The sequence below is a fragment of the Oerskovia sp. USHLN155 genome (assembly GCF_037145535.1).
Taxonomy (GTDB): domain Bacteria; phylum Actinomycetota; class Actinomycetes; order Actinomycetales; family Cellulomonadaceae; genus Oerskovia; species Oerskovia rustica.
On record NZ_JBBCXG010000002.1, the window covers coordinates 165,551 to 185,466 of the forward strand.

Annotated in this window: 15 protein-coding genes; all 15 read right to left on the reverse strand. The window is 72.0% G+C overall.

Annotated elements, in window-relative coordinates; translation table 11 throughout:
- Positions 1 to 21: 21 nt before the first annotated feature.
- The 15 genes from leuA to WFH32_RS03765 all read right to left on the reverse strand — a co-directional run bounded on the left by leuA (position 22) and on the right by WFH32_RS03765 (position 19,846).
- On the reverse strand, positions 22 to 1,797 hold the full coding sequence (gene leuA, locus WFH32_RS03695; protein ID WP_191795391.1) for a 2-isopropylmalate synthase: 1,776 nt from the start codon (positions 1,795 to 1,797) through the stop codon (positions 22 to 24).
- A 111-nt stretch (positions 1,798 to 1,908) separates the two neighbouring features.
- Complete coding sequence (locus WFH32_RS03700) at positions 1,909 to 4,038, reverse strand: DUF7937 domain-containing protein (protein WP_336706259.1); 2,130 nt, start codon at positions 4,036 to 4,038, stop codon at positions 1,909 to 1,911.
- Positions 4,039 to 4,125: 87 nt separating this feature from the next.
- Positions 4,126 to 5,766, reverse strand: coding sequence for an outer membrane protein assembly factor BamB family protein (locus tag WFH32_RS03705; protein WP_336706260.1), 1,641 nt, complete (start codon positions 5,764 to 5,766; stop codon positions 4,126 to 4,128).
- A 113-nt stretch (positions 5,767 to 5,879) separates the two neighbouring features.
- Complete coding sequence (locus WFH32_RS03710; protein WP_191795388.1) at positions 5,880 to 7,454, reverse strand: outer membrane protein assembly factor BamB family protein; 1,575 nt, start codon at positions 7,452 to 7,454, stop codon at positions 5,880 to 5,882.
- Positions 7,455 to 7,502: 48 nt separating this feature from the next.
- Positions 7,503 to 9,047 carry an alpha/beta hydrolase family protein gene (locus WFH32_RS03715; protein ID WP_191795387.1) on the reverse strand — a complete coding sequence of 515 codons (1,545 nt, stop codon included), beginning with the start codon at positions 9,045 to 9,047 and terminating at the stop codon, positions 7,503 to 7,505.
- Between the two features lie 69 nt (positions 9,048 to 9,116).
- Positions 9,117 to 10,064 (reverse strand): GTPase Era, encoded by a 948-nt coding sequence (gene era / locus WFH32_RS03720; RefSeq protein WP_191795386.1) that lies wholly within the window; start codon positions 10,062 to 10,064, stop codon positions 9,117 to 9,119.
- Positions 10,061 to 11,536, reverse strand: coding sequence for a hemolysin family protein (locus tag WFH32_RS03725; protein WP_336706261.1), 1,476 nt, complete (start codon positions 11,534 to 11,536; stop codon positions 10,061 to 10,063). Before WFH32_RS03725 ends, era begins: the two co-directional genes overlap by 4 nt.
- Positions 11,533 to 11,985, reverse strand: coding sequence for an rRNA maturation RNase YbeY (gene ybeY / locus WFH32_RS03730; protein WP_336706262.1), 453 nt, complete (start codon positions 11,983 to 11,985; stop codon positions 11,533 to 11,535). Before ybeY ends, WFH32_RS03725 begins: the two co-directional genes overlap by 4 nt.
- On the reverse strand, positions 11,985 to 13,103 hold the full coding sequence (locus tag WFH32_RS03735) for a PhoH family protein (RefSeq protein WP_191795384.1): 1,119 nt from the start codon (positions 13,101 to 13,103) through the stop codon (positions 11,985 to 11,987). Before WFH32_RS03735 ends, ybeY begins: the two co-directional genes overlap by 1 nt.
- A 143-nt stretch (positions 13,104 to 13,246) precedes the next feature.
- Positions 13,247 to 13,615 (reverse strand): histidine triad nucleotide-binding protein, encoded by a 369-nt coding sequence (locus tag WFH32_RS03740; protein ID WP_030151647.1) that lies wholly within the window; start codon positions 13,613 to 13,615, stop codon positions 13,247 to 13,249.
- A gap of 70 nt (positions 13,616 to 13,685) precedes the next feature.
- On the reverse strand, positions 13,686 to 14,522 hold the full coding sequence (locus WFH32_RS03745) for a 16S rRNA (uracil(1498)-N(3))-methyltransferase (protein WP_336706263.1): 837 nt from the start codon (positions 14,520 to 14,522) through the stop codon (positions 13,686 to 13,688).
- Position 14,523: 1 nt separating this feature from the next.
- Positions 14,524 to 15,636, reverse strand: a complete 1,113-nt coding sequence (dnaJ, locus tag WFH32_RS03750; protein ID WP_030151645.1) for a molecular chaperone DnaJ — start codon at positions 15,634 to 15,636, stop codon at positions 14,524 to 14,526.
- Positions 15,637 to 15,751: 115 nt separating this feature from the next.
- Positions 15,752 to 16,768: a heat-inducible transcriptional repressor HrcA gene (gene hrcA / locus WFH32_RS03755; protein ID WP_191795382.1), complete on the reverse strand. Its 1,017-nt coding sequence runs from the start codon at positions 16,766 to 16,768 to the stop codon at positions 15,752 to 15,754.
- A 251-nt stretch (positions 16,769 to 17,019) separates the two neighbouring features.
- Entirely contained in the window at positions 17,020 to 18,111 is a 1,092-nt protein-coding gene (locus WFH32_RS03760; protein WP_336706366.1) for a type I restriction endonuclease, read from the reverse strand.
- A gap of 292 nt (positions 18,112 to 18,403) precedes the next feature.
- On the reverse strand, positions 18,404 to 19,846 hold the full coding sequence (locus WFH32_RS03765; protein ID WP_336706264.1) for an MFS transporter: 1,443 nt from the start codon (positions 19,844 to 19,846) through the stop codon (positions 18,404 to 18,406).
- Positions 19,847 to 19,916: the final 70 nt, after the last annotated feature.

Genomic DNA, 19,916 nt, shown 5'->3' on the forward strand with positions numbered 1-19,916 from the left:
GGCGCGGGACCCGTCGAGGAATCAGCCCTCGGAGCGCTCCGCACGGTTCACGGCCGAGACGATCGCCTTGAGCGAGGCCGTGGTGATCGACGGGTCGATGCCGACGCCCCACAGGACGTCGTCGCCGACCTGGCACTCGACGTACGCGGCGGCCGTCGCGTCTCCACCCTCCGAGAGCGCGTGCTCGGCGTAGTCCAGGACCCGGACCTCGACGCCGACGTGCGCGATCGCGTCGACGAACGCCGCGACCGGCCCGTTGCCCGAGCCCTCGAGCGTCAGGTGCTCGCCGCGGTCCAGCACGTCGACCGCCAGGGTGTCGGGGCCGTCCTCCGACGACACCGCGCGGGTCCCGCGAAGCTTCAGCCGGCCCCACTGCTCCAGACCCGACTCGGGGGCCGCCGGCAGGTACTCGTCCGAGAAGATCCGCCAGATGTCGTCGCCCGTGACCTCCTGCCCACCCGCGTCCGTGAACGCCTGGACGACGCGCGAGAACTCGATCTGCAGGCGCCGCGGCAGGTCCAGGTGACGCTCGGACTGCAGCAGGTACGAGATGCCGCCCTTGCCCGACTGCGAGTTGACGCGGATCACGGCCTCGTACGACCGGCCGACGTCCTTGGGGTCGATGGGCAGGTACGGCACGCCCCACACCAGGTCGTCGACGCCCTTGCCCGCAGCCTCGGCCTCGGCGGCCATGGCGTCGAGGCCCTTCTTGATCGCGTCCTGGTGCGAGCCCGAGAACGCGGTGAAGACCAGGTCGCCCGCGTACGGGTGACGCTCGTGCACGGCGATCTGGTTGCAGTGCTCGACCGTGCGACGGATGCGGTCCATGTCGGAGAAGTCGATCTCCGGGTCGATGCCCTGGCTGAACAGGTTCATGCCGAGCGTCACCAGGCAGACGTTGCCCGTGCGCTCGCCGTTGCCGAACAGGCAGCCCTCGATGCGGTCGGCGCCGGCCTGGTAGCCCAGCTCCGCGGCAGCCACCGCCGTCCCGCGGTCGTTGTGCGGGTGCAGCGACAGGACGACGTTCTCGCGGTGCGCGAGGTGGCGGTTCATCCACTCGATCGAGTCGGCGTAGACGTTGGGCGTCGCCATCTCGACCGTCGCGGGCAGGTTGATGATGACCTTGCGGTCGGGCGTGGGCTCGAAGACCTCGATGACCTCGTTGCAGATCTCCACCGCGAACTCGAGCTCCGTGCCCGTGTACGACTCGGGCGAGTACTCGTAGAAGACCGCGGTCTCCGGGATGGTCTCCTCGAACTTGCGGCACAACTTCGCACCGTTCACCGCGATCGCGATGATGCCCTCACGGTCCGTGCGGAAGACGACCTCGCGCTGGAGCCGCGACGTCGAGTTGTACAGGTGCACGATCGCCTGCTTCGCCCCCCGCAGAGACTCGTACGTGCGGGCGATGAGGTGCTCGCGGGACTGCGTCAGGACCTGGATCACGACGTCGTCCGGGATGTGCCCGTCCTCGATGAGCAGGCGCACGAAGTCGAAGTCGGTCTGCGAGGCCGACGGGAAACCGACCTCGATCTCCTTGTAGCCCATGTCGACGAGCAGCTGGAACATCTTCAGCTTGCGCTCGGCGTTCATGGGCTCGATCAGCGCCTGGTTGCCGTCACGCAGGTCGACCGCGCACCAGCGCGGGGCCTTCTCGATGCGCTTGTCCGGCCACGTCCGGTCCGGCAGCGACACGTCGAACTGCTGGTGGAAGGGCTCGTACTTGTGCACGGGCATGCCCGACGGCTGCTGTGCCGAACGGGTGCTGGTCTGGGGGGTCTGGGCCGTGGTGCTCATCTTGTCCTTCGCGATCTCTTCGTCGGTGCTGTTCAGCCGGCACACCAGACCACCGCGACGAGGATGCGGCCTAGAGGGCCTCGTCGCGGCAACGAAGGAGGAGCAGCTGAGTCACGTGCACGCTGCCACTGTACTCCCGTCCGGGGCGATGGTCAGGGACGTCCCGGTGGCCGACACGCGTGTGGCGGGCCGCCGGCGAGCCCACCAGGGCGGGCTGCGGCGCGAACGCCGCGCCGCGTCGACCGCCGGGTCGCCCAGGTTGCCGAGCCACTCGAGCAGCGCGGGGTACGTCGACGGGTTCGCCGCGACCTGGGGCCGCAGGTGCGGTGCTTCCTGGACGATCTGCGCGAGCACCTCGAGCGGGGTGGACGGGTCCAGCGCCTGAGCAGCGCTGAACCCCACCGGCTGCGGGTCCTGGTACGGGGGCAGGACCGCGGTGTCCCCCACGGACTGTGCGGCGTAGCCGGGCCGGGCCGCGTAGCCCGAGCGCTCGGGTACGACCGGCTGCACGGGGTGCGACGACGAGCCGCCCTGAGCCGGCAGGACCTGCGTCGGCTGGTACTGCTCGACCGGGCGGGCGGGCTGCGGCTGGGGGTCCTGCCGGACGGGCTGCGTCGGCTCCTGGCTCGGCTGGTAGCGGACCTGCTGCACGGGCTGAGCCTGCTGCGGCTGGGCCTGCACCGGCGTCTGGGCGGGCGTCGGGCGCGACGACGGGGCTGCGACCGGATCGGGCTCCTGCTCGCCGGCCTCGGGACCGTAGCCGTCCGGGCCGGTCGCATAGCTGCCGCTGCCGTACGGGCCCGCGACGGGCTCCGGCACAGGCTTGGGACGCGCCGGGCGCGGCGCGGGCGGCTGCCAGACGTACGCGCTCGGCGCGGCGTCCGACCCGACGGGCGACGCGGGCCGGTTCTCCGCGAAATGGGTCCTGACCTCGGCCGGGACCGTGAGGGCGAACACCACGAGGAGCGGCAGCCCGTAGGCCAGCAGCAGGAGCGAGGTCCCGAAGCCCGTACCTGGCTGGTTCGTCGCGACGATGAGAAGGACGATGCCGAGGATCGCGACGACGCCCGCCGCGCCCAGGGCGAGCGTCCGCCCGGCCACCGCGTCACGCGCGAGCGACCGACGGGCCACGAACGCGGCGCCCGCGGCGAGCAGCCCGAACACGATCGACAGGATCAGGATCGAGCCCCGACCGCCGTCTGCGAGGGTGAGGACACCGGACAGCGCGGTCCCGACGGCGACCACCACGACGAGGTCGAGCGCGTGCACCGCGACCGCGACCCAGGTCGAGACGGGCGAGGACGACGATGCGGTGGTGCGGGCGAGGGCGGGCGAGGCCGCGACCGCTGCCGCGGCCGGGACCAGCAGCAGCCCGAACTGCCCGAGCGCGAAGGAGTCGAAGCTGACCAGCAGGTTGCTGGTGTTGAGCACGAACAGCACCACCAGGGCGACACCCAGCCCGACGAGCACCAGGCGCCAGGCCTCGTCACGTCGCAGGATCCCCCACACGGGCCACCCGACGAGCGCCACGGTCACGGCCCCGGCGACGAGGAACCGGAGCACCAGCAGGACGGGAACCCCCAGGGAGAAGGTGAGGAGGAAGGCGACCAGCGCCCCGACGACCGCCACACCGGCGATCACCGTCAGCACGAGCGACCAGAGCCGCGACACCGCCGCGTCCTGCTCGACCGGGCCGAGCTCGGCCTGCCGCGGCTGGGCCGCCAGGAGCGCCCCCGCGAGGCCGAGCGAGAGCGCCGTCCCGACGCCACCCCACCCGTTGTCGACCGACCGGTTCACCAGGTCCAGGACGACGTAGACCGCGGCCAGGAGCACGTACGGGGCGTTCGCGACGAGACGCGCGAGGCGGGTCGTGTGCACCGTCCACGTCGTCGGCAGAGCGCCGGTCCGTGCCAGGTACGGGAGGGCGAGCGAAAGGAGCGAGACGACCGTGACGAGGATGACCTCGATCTTGTCCGACGCCTTGTGCCCGGCGTCCCACGGCATCGTGAGCGCGACGAACAGGAGCAGCGCCGCCACGCCGTCCCGCACGTAGTCGCTCACGGGGATTCCGACGAACGGGTTGCTCCCGGCAGCCGGTCCCGGCTTCTGCTCGGCACCACCTGCGGGCTCGGCGGCGGACACCTTCACGGACCCGTCCGACGACGGAGCCTTCTGCGCCCCTCCGGCGGGAGTGCGTGGCTGCTGATCGGGGCCGGGCCCAGGGTCGGTCTCGTTGGTCATCGCGTTCTCCCTACAGATCACCCCGGGCTCGGTGTCGGTCGAGCGCCGGATCAGGCCACGACGGCCCCGTCAGTTTCTACCGGTAGATCACCGATGGCTCAAGTCTCCCACTCTGTACCTGCGCGTCCCACGACCCAGACGCACGACCTCGGTCCTCGTCAGGGCGAACAGCATCCCCTGTGCGGAGACGACCTCGTGGTACTCCCCGTCGAGGGTCCGGCGCCACTCGGTGCGGCCGTCGAAGAGACTCACGGACACGACGCTCGTCGAGGCACCGTCCGTCCCGCCGGGCACGTCGCCGACCGTCGCGAGCAGCACCGAGTCCCCGTCGGTGAACACCCGGACGATCTCCGTCGGCAACCAGCGCTGCCACACCTCGCGGCCCGTCCTGGTCTCGAGCGCCAGCAGCCGCGACCCCGACTCCATCACGACGACGTCGTCCGTCTGGAGCCAGAGCACCTCGGGCCACTCCTCCCGATGCCACAGACGGTGCCCCGTGGTCGCGTCGTACCCCGTGAACCCGGGCATCCGGACCACGAGCACCTGGGGAGGGCCGCCGTCGGTGACCTGGGGCACGAACGGCTCCCCGGCCACGCTGAACCTCTGCCGACCGTCGGGCCCGACCACGTCCACGCGGTCCTCCTGCCCGGTCCGGCGGTCGTCGACCACCCTGGCCGACGAGCCTCCTGGGAGGCCGCGCTCCCGCAACCATCCGCGCGCCTGCGCGCTGGAGAACTCTGCCGACGGGTCCCCCGCAGCGTCGAAGGTCTCCGACACGTCGCCGGAACGGACGTGCAGCAGACCGCGCGCCACGACCAGGCCGACGTCCGCGACGGGCGCGTCTGCCGTGGAGGTCCCTTCGGCCCCCGTGGACCCGACCGCGTCCACGGGAGCCGGCGCCACACCGACGGTGCGGACCCGCTCGACGGCACCGTCGAGCGCGCCCTCCCACGTCACGACGACGCCGTCCGCCCCACGAGCAGCGGTCGCGACGCGCCCTCCCGCGAGCGGTGCGGCCGCCTCGACGCCGGCGGTCAGCGCCCGGGACCCGACGACCTGCCCGGTCCGGTCCAGTACCGAGACGAGGAACGGGAACCCGTCGTCGCTCCGACCGGCACCGACCGGCGCCCCCCGGTCCGTGACGCACACGAGCGGCGAACCCTGCACGGCAGGGTCGAGGAGATCTGGCCCGCACGTCGTGGGCCCGGGCGGCAGGTGGACGGTCCACAGCTCGTCGCCCGTGGTGACGTCCCGGGCAGTCACCGCCCCCTCCGCTCCGGTGAGCACCACCTGCCCGTCGACGGCCGCGGGGAGCCCCTCACCGGTCGAGGCCCGCCACAGGCTCGCAGGCTCGGAGGCGACGGGCCAGAGCCCTCCGGCCTGCGCGGCCACCCGGTCCGCCCGCGCCCGTTCCAGTACCGCCCCGACCGCGAGCGAGGCCCCCACGCCGCAGCCCAGGAGGACCACGGCGAGGACCACGCGGACGGGCCGGCCCCTCGTCCTGCCGTGCGCGCCGGGTATGTCGGCTCCCCCCGGCGGCCGCCCGGCGCCGACCGACGACGAGCCTGCCCCCGCCCTTCCGGCAGCGGTGCCTCCCGGGTGCGCTCCGCCGCTCCCCGTCGTCCGTCCGGTGGCCCCTGCCGGCCCCGCGTCGAAGTCGTCGTCGAGCTCGGCCACCTCGACCAGCTCGACGGCGTGGGCATCATGCTCACGACGTCGTGGAGCCACCTCTCCACGGTAGTCCCGATGCGTCGACCGGGCGGGGCGGGGTGCCGCCACCTCGGCGGTGCGCCACGACATGGCGCCGGACCGTCCGCGCGACCTGGAGCTCCGGCGGGCCGTCAGCCGATGCCCAGCAGGGTGCCGTCGTCGGTCGCGACGACGAGCGTCCCACGCGCGCTGGCCCCCCACACGAAGAGATCGGTGAGGTGGCTCGACCACAGTTCCTGCCCGGAGTCCACGGAGACCGCCGTGATCCGGGTCCCGCCCCCCGCGCTCGTCCCCACGAGGTACAGGTCCGTCCCGTCGGTGTACGCCGACGAGTAGGCCAGGAGGTCGGAGGACTCCCACAACCGTCTCCCGGAGCCCAGGTCCACCCCCCGCAGCCGACCTGCCTCCGACAGGATCCCGACCTCGCCCACCTGGGCGACCGGGGCACTGACCCCGTCGACGCTCCACCGGGTCCGTCCGGTCGCCGCATCGAGGGCGGTCGTGCGCGGCGGCTCGATGTTCCCGGACTCGTCCATGAGACCGCCGCCCTCCGTGACGAGGAACACCCGCGACGGTCCTCCGTCCGTCACGGCGAACTCCTGGACGGTGCCCCGGGTGCGGAAGAGCTCCGCCCCGTCGGGATCGAGGACGGTCGAGGCGCCGTCGGGATGCTGGACGACGGCGAGCCCTCCCCGCAACGGGCTGGTCCACGAGTCCTCGGCCTCGTCCACGGTCCGGCCCTGCGCGTCCAGCGTCACGAGGCGGCCCGCGACCGCGACCATGAGCACCGACCCACCGTCCTGCAGTCCCAGGTAGTCCTCACCCGGGCCGCTCCCGCGGTCCTCGTCGATCTCCCGCGACCACCGCAGCTCTCCCGTGGCGAGGTCCTCCAGGTCGACGACCACGTGCCCGCCGTCCCCCCACCTGACCGAGGCGACGCCGTCGTCGAAGACGGCCGCCCCCTGCGTCCCCTCGCGGAACGTGCGAGAGCCCGTGAGCTCCCCCGTCGCGGCGACCATGACGTCGATGCGCACCGGGAGGGACTGCTCGAACGTCGCCCCGTCCGTGGGGACCGACCGGAGCTCGAACGTCGTACAGACCAACGGGTCCTCCTGCGCCTCCCACGTCCCGGTGCCGGTGCACCCGGTCGTGACCCGCGCCGTGTCCGACGCCGGCCGGGGCGCACCGCGCCACAGCTCCCGCCCGGTCGTCGGGTCGTACCCGACCGCAGGGCTACCGGGCGCGACGAGCGTCCCGTCCACCACGACGGGTGACAACCACCATCCCGAGCCGTCGTCGCCCGAGGACCTCGGCTCGATCCGCCACCGGACTCCCACCTCCGGGCCCAGCGGTCTGATCCCCCCGGCGGCGACCACCCGCTCGACGCGCGCAGACTCGTTCATCTCGCCACGGACGACCCCTCCGACAGCGAGGAGGGCGACGACAGACGCCCCTGCCCCCACGAGGAGGCGTGCCCTGCGCGACCACCTTCGACGGGCGGGCCGCTCGCCGACGCGCGGTTCGTCACCGGCGCCGACCTGCGACACCCGGCCGACGGCCGCCCCCTGGACGGGCGACGCACCGTCGGGCACGTCGCCGTGCGACCGCGGGCCGGGCCCGTCCAGCCCGCTCAGGTCCTCGTCGACCTCCTCGATCGCGAAGACGCGCACGCTCGACCTGGCCGTGCCCCGCGAACGTCGTCCCATGGGACGACCCTAAGCGCCGGGACGACCCCAGGCGCCGACGACCGAGAATCAGATGCCCAGCTGGTACACGCCCCAGTAGGCCAGCGTCACGAGCAGGATCGTCGACCCCGCGACGGTCGCCCACAGCGTCGTGCGGGCGCCGACGCCGGTCGCCGGGCGCACCACGACGCCCCCGCCCGAGGCGTCGACCGCCTTGCGCGCCGTCCGCAGGTCCGACAGGCGGTTGATGATGAACGCCGCCGCCACGACGGTCGCCAGGCCCAGCAGACGCACCGCGACCCATCCGCCCTGGACCACCCACGCGTCCGTCCGGTAGTCCAGCGCGAGCCTCGCGACCGAGACCAGGTAGACGACGAGGCCCACCATCGTCGCGACGGACCCCGCCGCGAGACCCACGAGCGGCCATCGAAGACCCGCGGCGAGCCGTCCTGCCGGACGCGGCGTGCGGCGCAGCCTGCGTGCCACGCCCGTCACGAGCCACATGAGCGGACCGACCACGAGGAGCACACCACCCACGATCACGAACCCGATGACGATGTCACCGTTCCCGTACCACCGGGGGTTGGGCACGGCGGACGCGAGGTAGAGCTGGTTCGGCTGGCCGCCCGCCACGGTCGGGGCGGCGCCCGCCGTGCCCATGAGTCCCTGGACCCACGCCGAGACGTCGCGCGCGAACTCCGGCACGAGGACGTCGTCGATCTTGATCCCGTGGTTCGCGCCCTCGTAGTAGCGCACCGTCACGTCGTGGTTCCCGTTCGCACCGGCCTCCGCGATGATGCGCAGCGCGCCCTGCTCGACCGGCATCGACGGGTCCGCCGTGCCGTAGACCACGAGGGTCGGCACGTCGAGGCGCGCAAGGTAGGGCGTGACGTCGAAGTCGGCGTACTCGAACCCTCCGCCCGGCATCTCCATGCCCACGGCTCGGGGGATCGCCCGGAAGACTCCCTGCGGCACCCCCGTGTTGCGCAGGTAGGAGTCGACCGCGAAGCCCGCCTGCTGCCGCGGCGGCACCACGGGCGCCGAGACCATGACCAGGAACGAGACGTCCGGGTCCTGGTCCACCAGCACCGGTGCGATCCACGTGCCCTCCGACTCGGCGTAGAGCCCCACCCGCTCGGGGTCGACCGAGGGCCGGGTGCGCAGGAGGTCCACCGAGCGCTGGTAGTCCGCCGCCATGCCGACGTAGTCGCGGTGCCGCGTCGTGTACGTGTCGAGCCGCTTGGAGGGCACGAGCGTCACGACGCCGGCGCTCGCCATCTGGGTCGCGACGTCGACGAACGCCTCGTCCGCAGCCCCCGTCCCCGCACCGTGGAGGAACACCACCCCGGGGCGCCCCTCGGGGGCGTCGACCGGCTCGCGCACGATCCCGTCGACACTCGTCCCGTCGAGCCGGATGACGACCGGGGTCTCCGTGACCTCGTACGTCCCCACCGGCTGGACGTCGGGCCCCTGACCACCGATCGTCGTGTCCGACGTCGTGGGTTCGAGATGGTCGGTGACCGGCACGGGCGACCACTGGGGTCCGGTGACGGCCCCCACCAGGGCCAGGCCGATCGCGAGGGCGGCGCTCGTCGCCGCGGTACGGAAGATCACGACGGCATCGTCTCGCGCGAGCGGGGCCACCCGCCCTGGGAACGGCCCGACGTGGGACGGGGGTACACCCTAGAACCCGAGCCGGCGCAGCTGCTTGGGGTCGCGCTGCCAGTCCTTGGCGACCTTGACGTGCAGGTCGAGGTACACGCGCGCGCCGAGCAGCGCCTCGATGCCCTTGCGGGCCTCGGTCCCGACGTGGCGCAGGCGCGAACCGCCACGCCCGATGATGATCGCCTTCTGGCTGTCACGCTCCACGAAGAGGTTGACCCGGACGTCCAGGAGCGGCGGCCGACCCGTCTCCGGGTTCCCCGAACCTTCCCGCGGCACGATCTCGTCGACGACCACGGCAAGGCTGTGCGGGAGCTCGTCGCGCACGCCCTCCAGGGCCGCCTCGCGGACGAGCTCGGCGACCATCACGGCCTCGGGCTCGTCGGTCAGCTCGCCACCGGGGTACAGCTCAGGGCCCGGCGGCAGGTGCTTGATCAGCACCTCCTCGAGGGTCTCGACCTGGAAACCGTCCTTGGCCGAGACCGGCACGATGTCCTGCCACTCGCCGAGCTGGTCCACCGCGAGGAGGTGCTTCGTCAGGGTCTCGCGGTCGACGAGGTCGGCCTTGGTCACGACGGCGACGACCGGGGTCGGGCGGCGGCCCTTCATGAGCTCCGCGAGCTGGGCCGCGATGTACTTGTCCCCCGGCCCCACCTTCTGGTCCGCCGGGAGGCAGAACGCGATGACGTCGACCTGGGCGAGGGTCTCACGGACCAGGTCGTTGAGCCGCTCGCCGAGGAGCGTGCGCGGACGGTGCAGCCCGGGCGTGTCCACGAGGATGAGCTGTGCGTCGGGGCGGTGCACGATGCCGCGGATCGTGTGACGGGTCGTCTGCGGTCGCCCGGAGGTGATCGCGACCTTCTGCCCGACCAGGGCGTTCGTGAGCGTGGACTTGCCCGCGTTGGGCCGTCCGACGAAGCACGCGAAGCCGGCCTTGTGCTCTGCTGCTGCGTGGTCGTTCTGGGTCACCGGTGTGCTTCTCTCTCGTTCGACTCTCCCGCTCGACGCGGGGTGTCACTGGTCCGCCCGGCACGCTCGGCGCGCTCGGGGGTCGTCTGGTGGTCTCGGTGGCCGCGCTCGCGCGGCTCGGTGCGCTCGCGCACCTCGTTGCTCGACGACGCCCCCGGGGCGTCCGGGTCCTCGCGGTCGGCGACGACGGCGCTCACGAGCACGGTCGCGAGCTGCTTGCGGCGCCCCTCGACGCGTTCACCCGTCATGTGCACGCCCTGGGCCTCCGCGGCCGACCCGGGCAGCGGGACCTTGCCGAGCGCCTTGGACAGCAGGCCCCCGACGGTGTCGACGTCGTCGTCCTCGATGTCGCGGTCGAAGAGCTCTCCGAGCTCGTCGAGAGGCAGGCGGGCGGGCACCCGGAACGTCCCGTCCCCCAGGTCCTCGATCTCGGGGCCGGACCGGTCGTGCTCGTCGGTCAGCTCCCCGACGATCTCCTCGAGAGCGTCCTCGATCGTCACGAGGCCCGCGACGCCGCCGTACTCGTCGACCACCATCGCGATGTGCGACGCCGAGGCCTGCATCTCGCGCAGGAGGTCGTCGACCGGCTTGGACTCCGGCACGAAGATCGCCGGACGGGCGACGTCCTCGACGCGGCGCGACGCCGCCTCGGGCGAGGCGTGCACGACCTTGACGACGTCCTTGAAGTAGACGACGCCCACGAGGTCGTCGACCGACGTCCCCGTGACCGGCAGCCGCGAGAACCCGGAGCGCAGGAACAGGGCGAGCGCCTTCGACAGGGGCGTCGACGCCGGGGTCGTGATCATGTCGGTGCGGGGCACCATGACCTCGCGCGTGAGGGTGTCACCGAGCTCGAAGACGGAGCGGATCATCTCGCGCTCCTCCTCCTCGATGATCTCGGACTCGTTGACGCGGTCGACCATGTCCCGCAGCTCGCGCTCGTACGGCCCGTCGGCCTCGTCCCGCGATGCCGTGACCCGCACCAGCCAGCCCGTCAGGGCGACCGCGGGGGTCAGGATCCCCGGCAGGGCCACGAGCACCCGCACCGGGTGCTGGCGCCCGAGGGCGCGCGGCGCGACCCGGGCGAAGCCCAGCGCGACGAGGACTGCGAACAGCAGGGCCACGAGCAGCGCCTGCCACCAGTCGTCGAGCCACGCCAGGACGAGCAGCGTCACGCAGGAGGCTGCCAGCATCTCGGCGACGACGCGCAGGAACGCGAGCGACGCCGCGGTGTGCGGAGGGTCCTCGGTCAGCGCCTGGACCCTGCGCACCCGGACCACGCGCGGCGGCAGCGGGCCGCCCGCCCCACCGCCGTTCGTGCCGGTGGTGGCACCCTCGACCTCCGCGGCCGCCTCGCCCACCGCGGCACGCGTGACACGCATGACCGCCGCCTCGCCCGCGCCGAGCGCCCCCGCGAGGAGGACTCCGACGACCGCGAGGACCAGCAGCAGCGCGACGGGGACCTCGGTCATCGGCTGGCGAGGAAGGTCAGGAGCAGCTTGCGCTGCAGCGCGAACATCTCCTTCTCCTCCTCGGGCTCGGCGTGGTCGTAGCCGAGCAGGTGGAGGATGCCGTGCGTCGTGAGCAGGAGCATCTCCTCGGCCGTCGAGTGGCCGGCCGTGACCGCCTGCTGCGCGGCGACCTCGGGGCACAGCACGATGTCGCCCAGCTCGCCCGCAGGGGTCACGTCCCCGTCGCGCCCGGGACGGAGCTCGTCCATGGGGAACGACAGGACGTCCGTGGGGCCGGGCTCGTCCATCCAGCGCACGTGCAGCTCGGCCATGACGTCGGACTCGACGAACCGGATGCCGAGCTCGCTCTGGGGGTGGACGTGCATCGAGTCCAGGACGTAGCGCGCGAGGGCCGCGAACTCCGCCTCGTCGACCTCGTAGCCGGACTCGTTGTTGATCTCGACGCTCATCAGCGTGCCCCTTGCTCTCGTTGGTCTCGTGTGTCTCGTGGTCGCTCACGGCGCGCCGTGCCGCCGCGCCCGGCGCCGTGCGCGTGGCCTCCGCCGTCGCGCGCGGTGCTCACGTCCCAGCGCGCGTAGGCGTCGATGATGTCGCTCACGAGGCGGTGCCGTACGACGTCCGTCGAGGTCAGCCGGCAGAACTCGACGTCGTCGACCCCGGTCAGGACGTCCTCGATGACCCGCAGCCCGGACGGCGTCCCACCCGGCAGGTCGACCTGCGTCACGTCGCCCGTGATGACCATCTTGGAACCGAAGCCGAGACGGGTCAGGAACATCTTCATCTGCTCGGTCGAGGTGTTCTGCGCCTCGTCGAGGATGATGAACGCGTCGTTCAGCGTGCGACCGCGCATGTATGCCAGCGGCGCCACCTCGATGGTCCCGGCCTCGATGAGCTTGGGGATCGACTCGGGGTCGATCATGTCGTGCAGCGCGTCGTACAGGGGGCGCAGGTACGGGTCGATCTTCTCGGAGAGCGAGCCGGGCAGGAACCCGAGCCGCTCCCCCGCCTCGACGGCCGGACGGGTCAGCACGATCCGGCTGACCTGCTTGGCCTGGAGCGCCTGGACGGCCTTGGCCATCGCGAGGTACGTCTTTCCGGTCCCGGCGGGGCCGATCCCGAACGTCACGGTGCTCGCGTCGATCGCGTCGACGTAGCGCTTCTGCCCGACCGTCTTGGGACGGATCGTCCGGCCACGGCTGGAGAGGATGTTGAACGTCAGGACCTCGGCCGGGCGGGCCGCGGTCGCCGCGGTGAGCATCGCGACGGAGCGCGTCACGACGTCGGGCGTGAGGCGGGTGCCGGACTCGACGACCTCGACGAGCTCGTCGAGCAGCCGGGAGGCGAGCGCGACGTCGCCGACGGGGCCGGTGACCGCGATCTCGTTCCCGCGGGCATGGACGTCGATCGTGGGGAACCCGGACTCGATGGCTCGCAGGACCACGTCACCGCTGCCGAGCAGGTCCACCATCGGCACGTGGGACGGCACGACGATACGGTGCTCGACCCGGGTCCCGGAGGGGTGCGCGGCCGCCGGGCCGTTCGGTGTGGGTGGTGTCGAAGATGGCATGAGCCGGCTTGCGCCGCGGCACTCCTTCAGCAGGTCTGGTCGTTCGTGGTGCGTCCATGATATCGAGCGTGTCCGCCGGGGTCAGGGCGAATACCGGGCGCACCGGGCGGCCCGCAGGACCGGGCGGACGAGCGTCCTTGCGGTCAGGCCGGGTTCCACCCCAGCGCGGTGCCGCCGATGACGTGCCCGTGGACGTGGAACACGCTCTGCCCGGCGCGCGGTCCCGAGTTGAAGATGAGCCGGAACTGCCCGTCGGCCTGCTCGCTCGCGACCTCGTCGGCCAGGGCCACGACCCCCGCGAGGAGGTCCGGGTCGGCGGCGGCGAGCTGCGCGATGTCGCCGTGGTGCGCGCGGGGCACCACGAGGACGTGGAGCGGGGCCTGCGGGTTGATGTCCTTGAACGCCACGGCCTGGTCCGTGGTCGCCACGATCGTCGCGGGGATCTCGCCTGCGACGATCTTGCAGAACAGGCAGTCCGGGTCGGTCGGGCGCGAGGTGTCGTTGCTGGTCATGACGGCAGGCTACCCCCGGCTCGCCGGCACGGCCCGGGAGGCGGACGGTGCGCCCCCACCACGTGCGGGGTCACCGCTCGTCGTCCGCCGCGCCCCACCGGCCGAGCCGTTGGACGAGCATCGCGATCGCGACCGGGCCCGCCGTCGAGGTCCGCAGCACGTGCGGGCCGAGGCGCGCGGTGCGTGCACCGGCACCGGTCAGGGCCTCGACCTCCTTCTCGGAGATCCCGCCCTCCGGCCCGACGACGACGAGCACCTCGGGCGCTCGTCCCGCCGCGGCCACGTCCTGGGACGCGGGGACGGGCAGGGCCACCTCGGCGAGCGGGACGACGGCCTCCTCGTGCAGCACGATGACGGCACCGCCCGCGTCGACGACCTGGCGCGTGCGCTCGACGAGCCCGCGCGTGTCGATCGCGAGGTCCACCCGGGGAAGGCGGGCACGCCGCGCCTGCTTGGTCGCGGCGCGCACGGTCGCGAGCCAGCGGGCGCGCGACTTGGCCGCGCGGTCGCCACGCCACACCACGATCGACCGCTCGGCCTGCCACGGGACCACGGCGTCGGCGCCGACCTCGGTCGCCGCCTCGATCGCCATCTCGTCGCGGTCGCCCTTCGCGAGGGCCTGGACCAGCGTCACCACGACGTCGGGTGCGGGCTCCTCGACGACCTCACGGACGCGCAGGTGGACCCCGGAGGGCTCGACACCTTCGATGCTGCACCGCAGGCGCAGGCCCTCGCCGTCGACGACGTCGACCGCCTCCCCGACCCCGCGCCGCTGGACGACGCCCGCGTGGCGCCCCTCGGCGCCGTCGAGCACGTAGAGCGAACCCGCCGGGAAGCCCGCGAGGCCACCCGCGGCCCCGCTCTCCGACGAGCTGCTCGCCTCCGCGAGGAAGACCGGCGCGCTCATGTCAGCGCCCCGAGAGCTTGTCGCGCAGGCGGGAGAACACTCCCGGGTGCGCGGCGGACAGGCGCGGGTCCGGACGCTCCTCGCCGCGGGCCTTCGCGAGCGAGCGCAGCAGCTCCTCCTGCTCCTCGTCGAGGCCCGTCGGGACCTGGACCTCGACGTGCACGTTGAGGTCACCGCGACCACCGGTGTGCAGGTGGCCGACGCCGAGGTTCTTGAGCGTGACGATCTGCCCGGGCTGGGTCCCGGGGCGCAGGTCGATCTCCTGCGGGCCGTCGAGGGTCTCGAGCTCCAGGACCGTCCCGAGGGCCGCAGCCGTCATGGGCACCTGGAGCGTGCAGTGCAGGTCGTCGCCGCGACGCACGAAGACCTCGTGGTTGCGCTCGCGGATCTCGACGTACAGGTCGCCCGCGGGGCCACCGGCCGGGCCGACCTCGCCCTGCGACGTGAGCTTGATGCGGGTGCCCGTGTCGACGCCCGCGGGGACGTTCACGGTCAGGGTGCGACGGCTGCGCACGCGACCCTCGCCCGCGCACTCGGCGCACGGCTCGGGGATCACGGTGCCGAAGCCCTGGCACGCGGCACAGGGGGCGGTCGTCATGACCTGGCCGAGGAACGAACGCGCCACGCGCTGGACCGTGCCACGGCCGTTGCACACGTCGCACGTGCGGGGCGACGTGCCGGGGCGACAGCACGAGCCGGAACAGGTCCCGCAGATCACCGCGGTGTCGACCTGGAGCTCGCGGCGCGCCCCGAAGGTCGCCTCCGAGAGGTCGATGTCGAGACGCACCAGGGCGTCCTGGCCGCGGCGTGCGCGCGGGATGGGTCCCGACTGCGCCTGGCCTCCCCCGAAGAACGTCTCGAAGATGTCCTGGAAGCCGAAGCCTCCGCCCATGCCCCCGCCGGCGGCCGACGGGTCCGAGCCGAGGTCGTACTGCTGGCGCTTGTCCGGGCTGGACAGCACCTCGTAGGCGCGGGACACGTCCTTGAACTTGTCCTCGGCGGCCTCGCCCGCGACGTCAGGGTGCAGCTCGCGGGCCAGCTTGCGGTAGGCCTTCTTGATCTGGTCCTGGCTCGCGTCCCGGGGCACGCCCAGGATCTCGTAGTAGTCGCTCACAGGTCACTCTCTACTAGCGCACGCCGATCCAGGATCGGCGACTTCCGACAACACCGTGCGGTGACGACCAGGGTCGAAGGACCCGGCGCGGCGCCCGCCGGCGCAAGAACCGAACTCATGCGGTCAGGACGCGCGACAGGTACCGCGCGACCGCGCGGACCGAGGCGATCGTCCCGGGATAGTCCATGCGGGTCGGTCCGATCGAGCCGATCAGCGCGACCGAGTCCCCCTCGTTACCGTATCCGCTCGTCACGACCGAGGTTTCCGCGAGCCCCTCGAGCTGCGTCTCGTGACCGATGCGCACGCTCACCCCGGTCTCCGCGGCCATCTCGGTCAACAACCCGAGCAGCACGACTTGTTCCTCGAGCGCCTCGAGGACCGGTCGCAGCGCGTGCTCGAACCTCATGCCGACCCGGGCCAGGTTGGCGGTGCCGGCGAGCACGATGCGCTCCTCCGACTCCTCGGACAGCGTCTCCTCGACGAGCAGCGCGAGCGAGCGCGCGAGGTCCTGGTGCTCGGGGCGGAACTCCTGCGCGACGTCGGCGAAGCCCTTGCCGAGCTCCGCGAGACGCTTGCCCGCCGCCACGGCGTTGAGCCGCGAGCGCAGCTCGGCGAGCGTGGCCTCGTCCGGTGCCTGCGCGACCTCGAGGGTGCGCTGCTCGACGCGGCCCGTGTCCGTGATGATGACCACGAGCAGCCGTCGGTCGCCGACCGGCACCAGCTCGAGGTGCCGCAGGCCCGAACGGCGCAGCGACGGGTACTGCACCACGGCGACCTGGCCCGTGAGCTGAGCGAGCAGACGCCCCGCGCGGGCCACGACGTCGTCGAGGTCGACGGCCTCCGACAGGAACGTCTCGATCGCCCGCCGCTCGGGCGAGGACAGGGGCTTGACCGTCGAGAGCCTGTCCACGAACAGGCGGTAGCCCTTGTCCGTGGGGATGCGCCCGGCCGAGGTGTGGGGCTGGGCGATGTACCCGTCCTCCTCGAGCGCGGCCATGTCGTTGCGGATCGTCGCCGGGGACACGCCCAGGCGGTGCCGCTCGGCCAGGACCCGGGATCCCACCGGCTCCCTCGTCAGGACGTAGTCCTCGACGATCGCACGCAGCACGTCGAGCCGTCGTTCCTCGCTCATGGCCACCTCCCGATCGTCGCGCGTTCTCGCACTCTCCACCGTCGAGTGCTAATTCTACGCGGTCGCGGGAGGCGTGGGGCGCGACGTGCACAGGGTCCTCACGGGGTCTTCCCGACCGCGCCCTGGCCAGGGCCGGGGGCGGGTGGGCTCAACGACCAGCACCGCGACACGGCCTGCTTCGACAGCCGATGCATCAGCCACGAACAGTCCATCGAGAGCGGGCCGTCAGCAACGACGGCCCGCTCCGCCAGTCACTCGTAGTAATGCACGCTCTTGCGGATGTGCTCAGCGAAGTTGTAGATCTCCTCCGGAGTCTCGATCGCGTGACGAGTCTCGGTCTTCTCCTCGTCGAACAAGCCGACGTACTTCTGCCCTGTGTTGAAGTGAAGGCGGGCGAGCGGCTTGCGGTTGTTGTCGTCCAACAGGATGCCCATGTAGCTCTTCGTGTCCCGGTGGACGATCCGGCTCGGCGGGACCTCGCTGCAAGCGATCGCTCGGACGATCTGGAAGCCCTCGAGCTCCTCGAACGTCGTCACGATCCCGCGGTCCGCCTCTTCGACAGCCTCCGCAACGCTCTCGCGGGCGGCCGACTCACCGGTCAGCGGAGCAGTGGACTCCGCGTACCCCTGCCCGCCAAGCGCCGCCTTGAGCCGGTCGTTGACCTGATCCGCTAGGAACTGCTTCATCGCCTTCGTCACGAGCGTTCGGAATTGCTCACGCACCTTCTGCGTGATCGGGCCTTCGTAGACACGGCCAGTGAGCGCCTTCACCCACTCGGCGTCTGGTTCACGGAACTGGGCACCCAGCACACGCTTGAGGGCTCCGATGTACTTCAGTTCTTCGGCGGCACTCACCACGGACTCGAGATCGAAGGAGTCCCTCGTGAGCTTCTGGATCTCTGGCACGAGTGAGTCGTCGAGGTCGGAGAGGTCGAGCTGCAGGAACGGCTTGTCGTCCATCCTGTTCGGCCGGTCGAGATCCGTGAAGAAGTGGTAGTGCTCGCCGTTGGTCAGTACCGCGATCCGTGCGTTCGTCGTTGCGAAGTACCGAAAGAGCTGGGACGCATGGTTGATTCCCAGCGGGCTGCCGACGGTCTTTGCCTCGATGAGAATCTGAACCTCGCCGTCCTTGACGATCGCATAGTCGATCTTCTCCCCCTTCTTCGTGCCAACATCCGCGGTGAACTCGGGTACGACCTCGTTCGGGTTGAACACGTCGTACCCGAGGACGAGCGAGATGAACGGCATGACGAACGCGTTCTTGGTCGCTTCCTCCGTCTGGATCGTGGCCTTCTGTTGTCGCACCTTGGTCGCCAGCGAGGCTAGCCGCTCCGCAATTTCCACCCGAATCACCCGTTTCGACATAGTGTGTGGTGGCCGCAGCCTAGCGGGGACGACATTTCCGAGCAGTAAGAACGCCGCAACTTCACCCACTGATGAAGGATTCTCTCAAGCCCCAAGATCCCCACGACGACTCCGGAAGTGAGGCAGTCGACGACACTGGTCGTCGTCCGGACGTTCAAGAACACGCCGCGACGCGGCCCGCGCTCCGCCGTCGGGCCCGAGGCTCTCGCCGGGCCTCACCCCCGCCGCCGCCCCGGCACGGTGCCCGACGGCGCCGCTCACGTCGTGGACGTCACCTTGCGGGCGTGGCGTGCGCGTGCCGCGACCGAAGGTCCACGACCGCGACCACGAGCGAGACCGCGACCAGGGCGACCGTGATGAGCATCGCGGTGCTCGCCGCGACGGCTCCCGTCGATCCGCCCGCCTTGAGCGAGTAGTACGTCGAGAGGACCACGGCGATGCCCATGGCCGATCCCACTCGCTGCCCGAGCTGGAGCATGCTGCCCGCGACGCCCGCGAGCTCGACCGGGACGCGGGCCAGGGTCAGGGTCTGGTTCGGGGAGATGACGGTCCCGCTGCCGATCCCCGTGATCATCATGGTCAGGGCGATGCCCCAGCCCGCGGCCGACGAGTCGTCCCCCGTGGCGCGGATCGCGAGGATCACGCCCCCGAGCCCGACGAGGACCACCACGAGGCCCGCGACCACGAGCGGTCGGCCCCAGCGCGCGACCCCGCGGCCCGCGAGCCACGACGCCACGCCCGACGCGATCGCGAACGGCATCCCGATGAGCCCCGCGTGCAGCGGCGTGAAGTGCAGGTCGTTCTGCAGGTACAGCGTCGCGACGAGGAAGATGCCCGTGAACCCCGCGAAGTACGTGATGCCGAGCAGCGTGCCGTTGCGGAACGACGTGAGCGACAGGACTCGCGGGTCCAGGACCGGGGCGCCCGTGGTGCGCTGGTAGCGCCGTTCCCAGAACACCGCGGCGACGACCGCGACCGCCCCGAGCGCGAGCCACCACCAGCGGCCGGGGTCGTCGTCCTGGCCCGACGTCGTGACGAACGGCAGCATGACCGCGACCGTCGCGACCGCGATGAGGACGAGGCCCACGGGGTCGAGCCTGCGCGGGCCGGGCCTGCGCACCGTCACGGGCAGGAACCTGATCGCCAGGGGCAGCACGACCGCGATGATCGGGACGTTGATCCCGAAGATCCACCGCCACCCGTTCTCCTCGCCCACGACCTGGAGGATCAGCCCGCCCAGGAGCGGACCCAGCGCCGTCGAGACGCCGATCGTCGCACCGAACATGCCGAACGCCTTGCCGCGCTCGTACCCCGAGAACATCTGCTGGATGAGCCCGATGACCTGCGGGTTGAGCATGCCCGCGCTCACGCCCTGCAGGAGCCGGGCGATCGCGAGCCACTCGTCGTTCGGTGCCAGGCCCGCCGCGAGGCTCGTGAGCGCGAAGCCCACGAGGCCGACGATGAACAACGTGCGACGCCCGCCCGCGTCGCCCAGGCGGCCGGCCGGGACGAGCGCGAGCCCGAACGCGAGGGTGTAGCCCGCGACGATGAGCTGCAGCTCGGTCGGGCCCGCGTCGAGCGCCCTCTCGATCGACGGGAGCGCGACGTTGACGATCGACACGTCGAGCATCGTGATGAAACCGACCGCGAGGCACAGCCCCAGGACGCGCCACCGCTGGGCGTCGGGCGCGGCGGGGCCGTTCGAAGTGCTCACCGGCCAGTCGTACCACGGCACGTGGGCCCGCACCCGGCGAGCGACCTCGCCCGGACCGGCCCGTGACGAC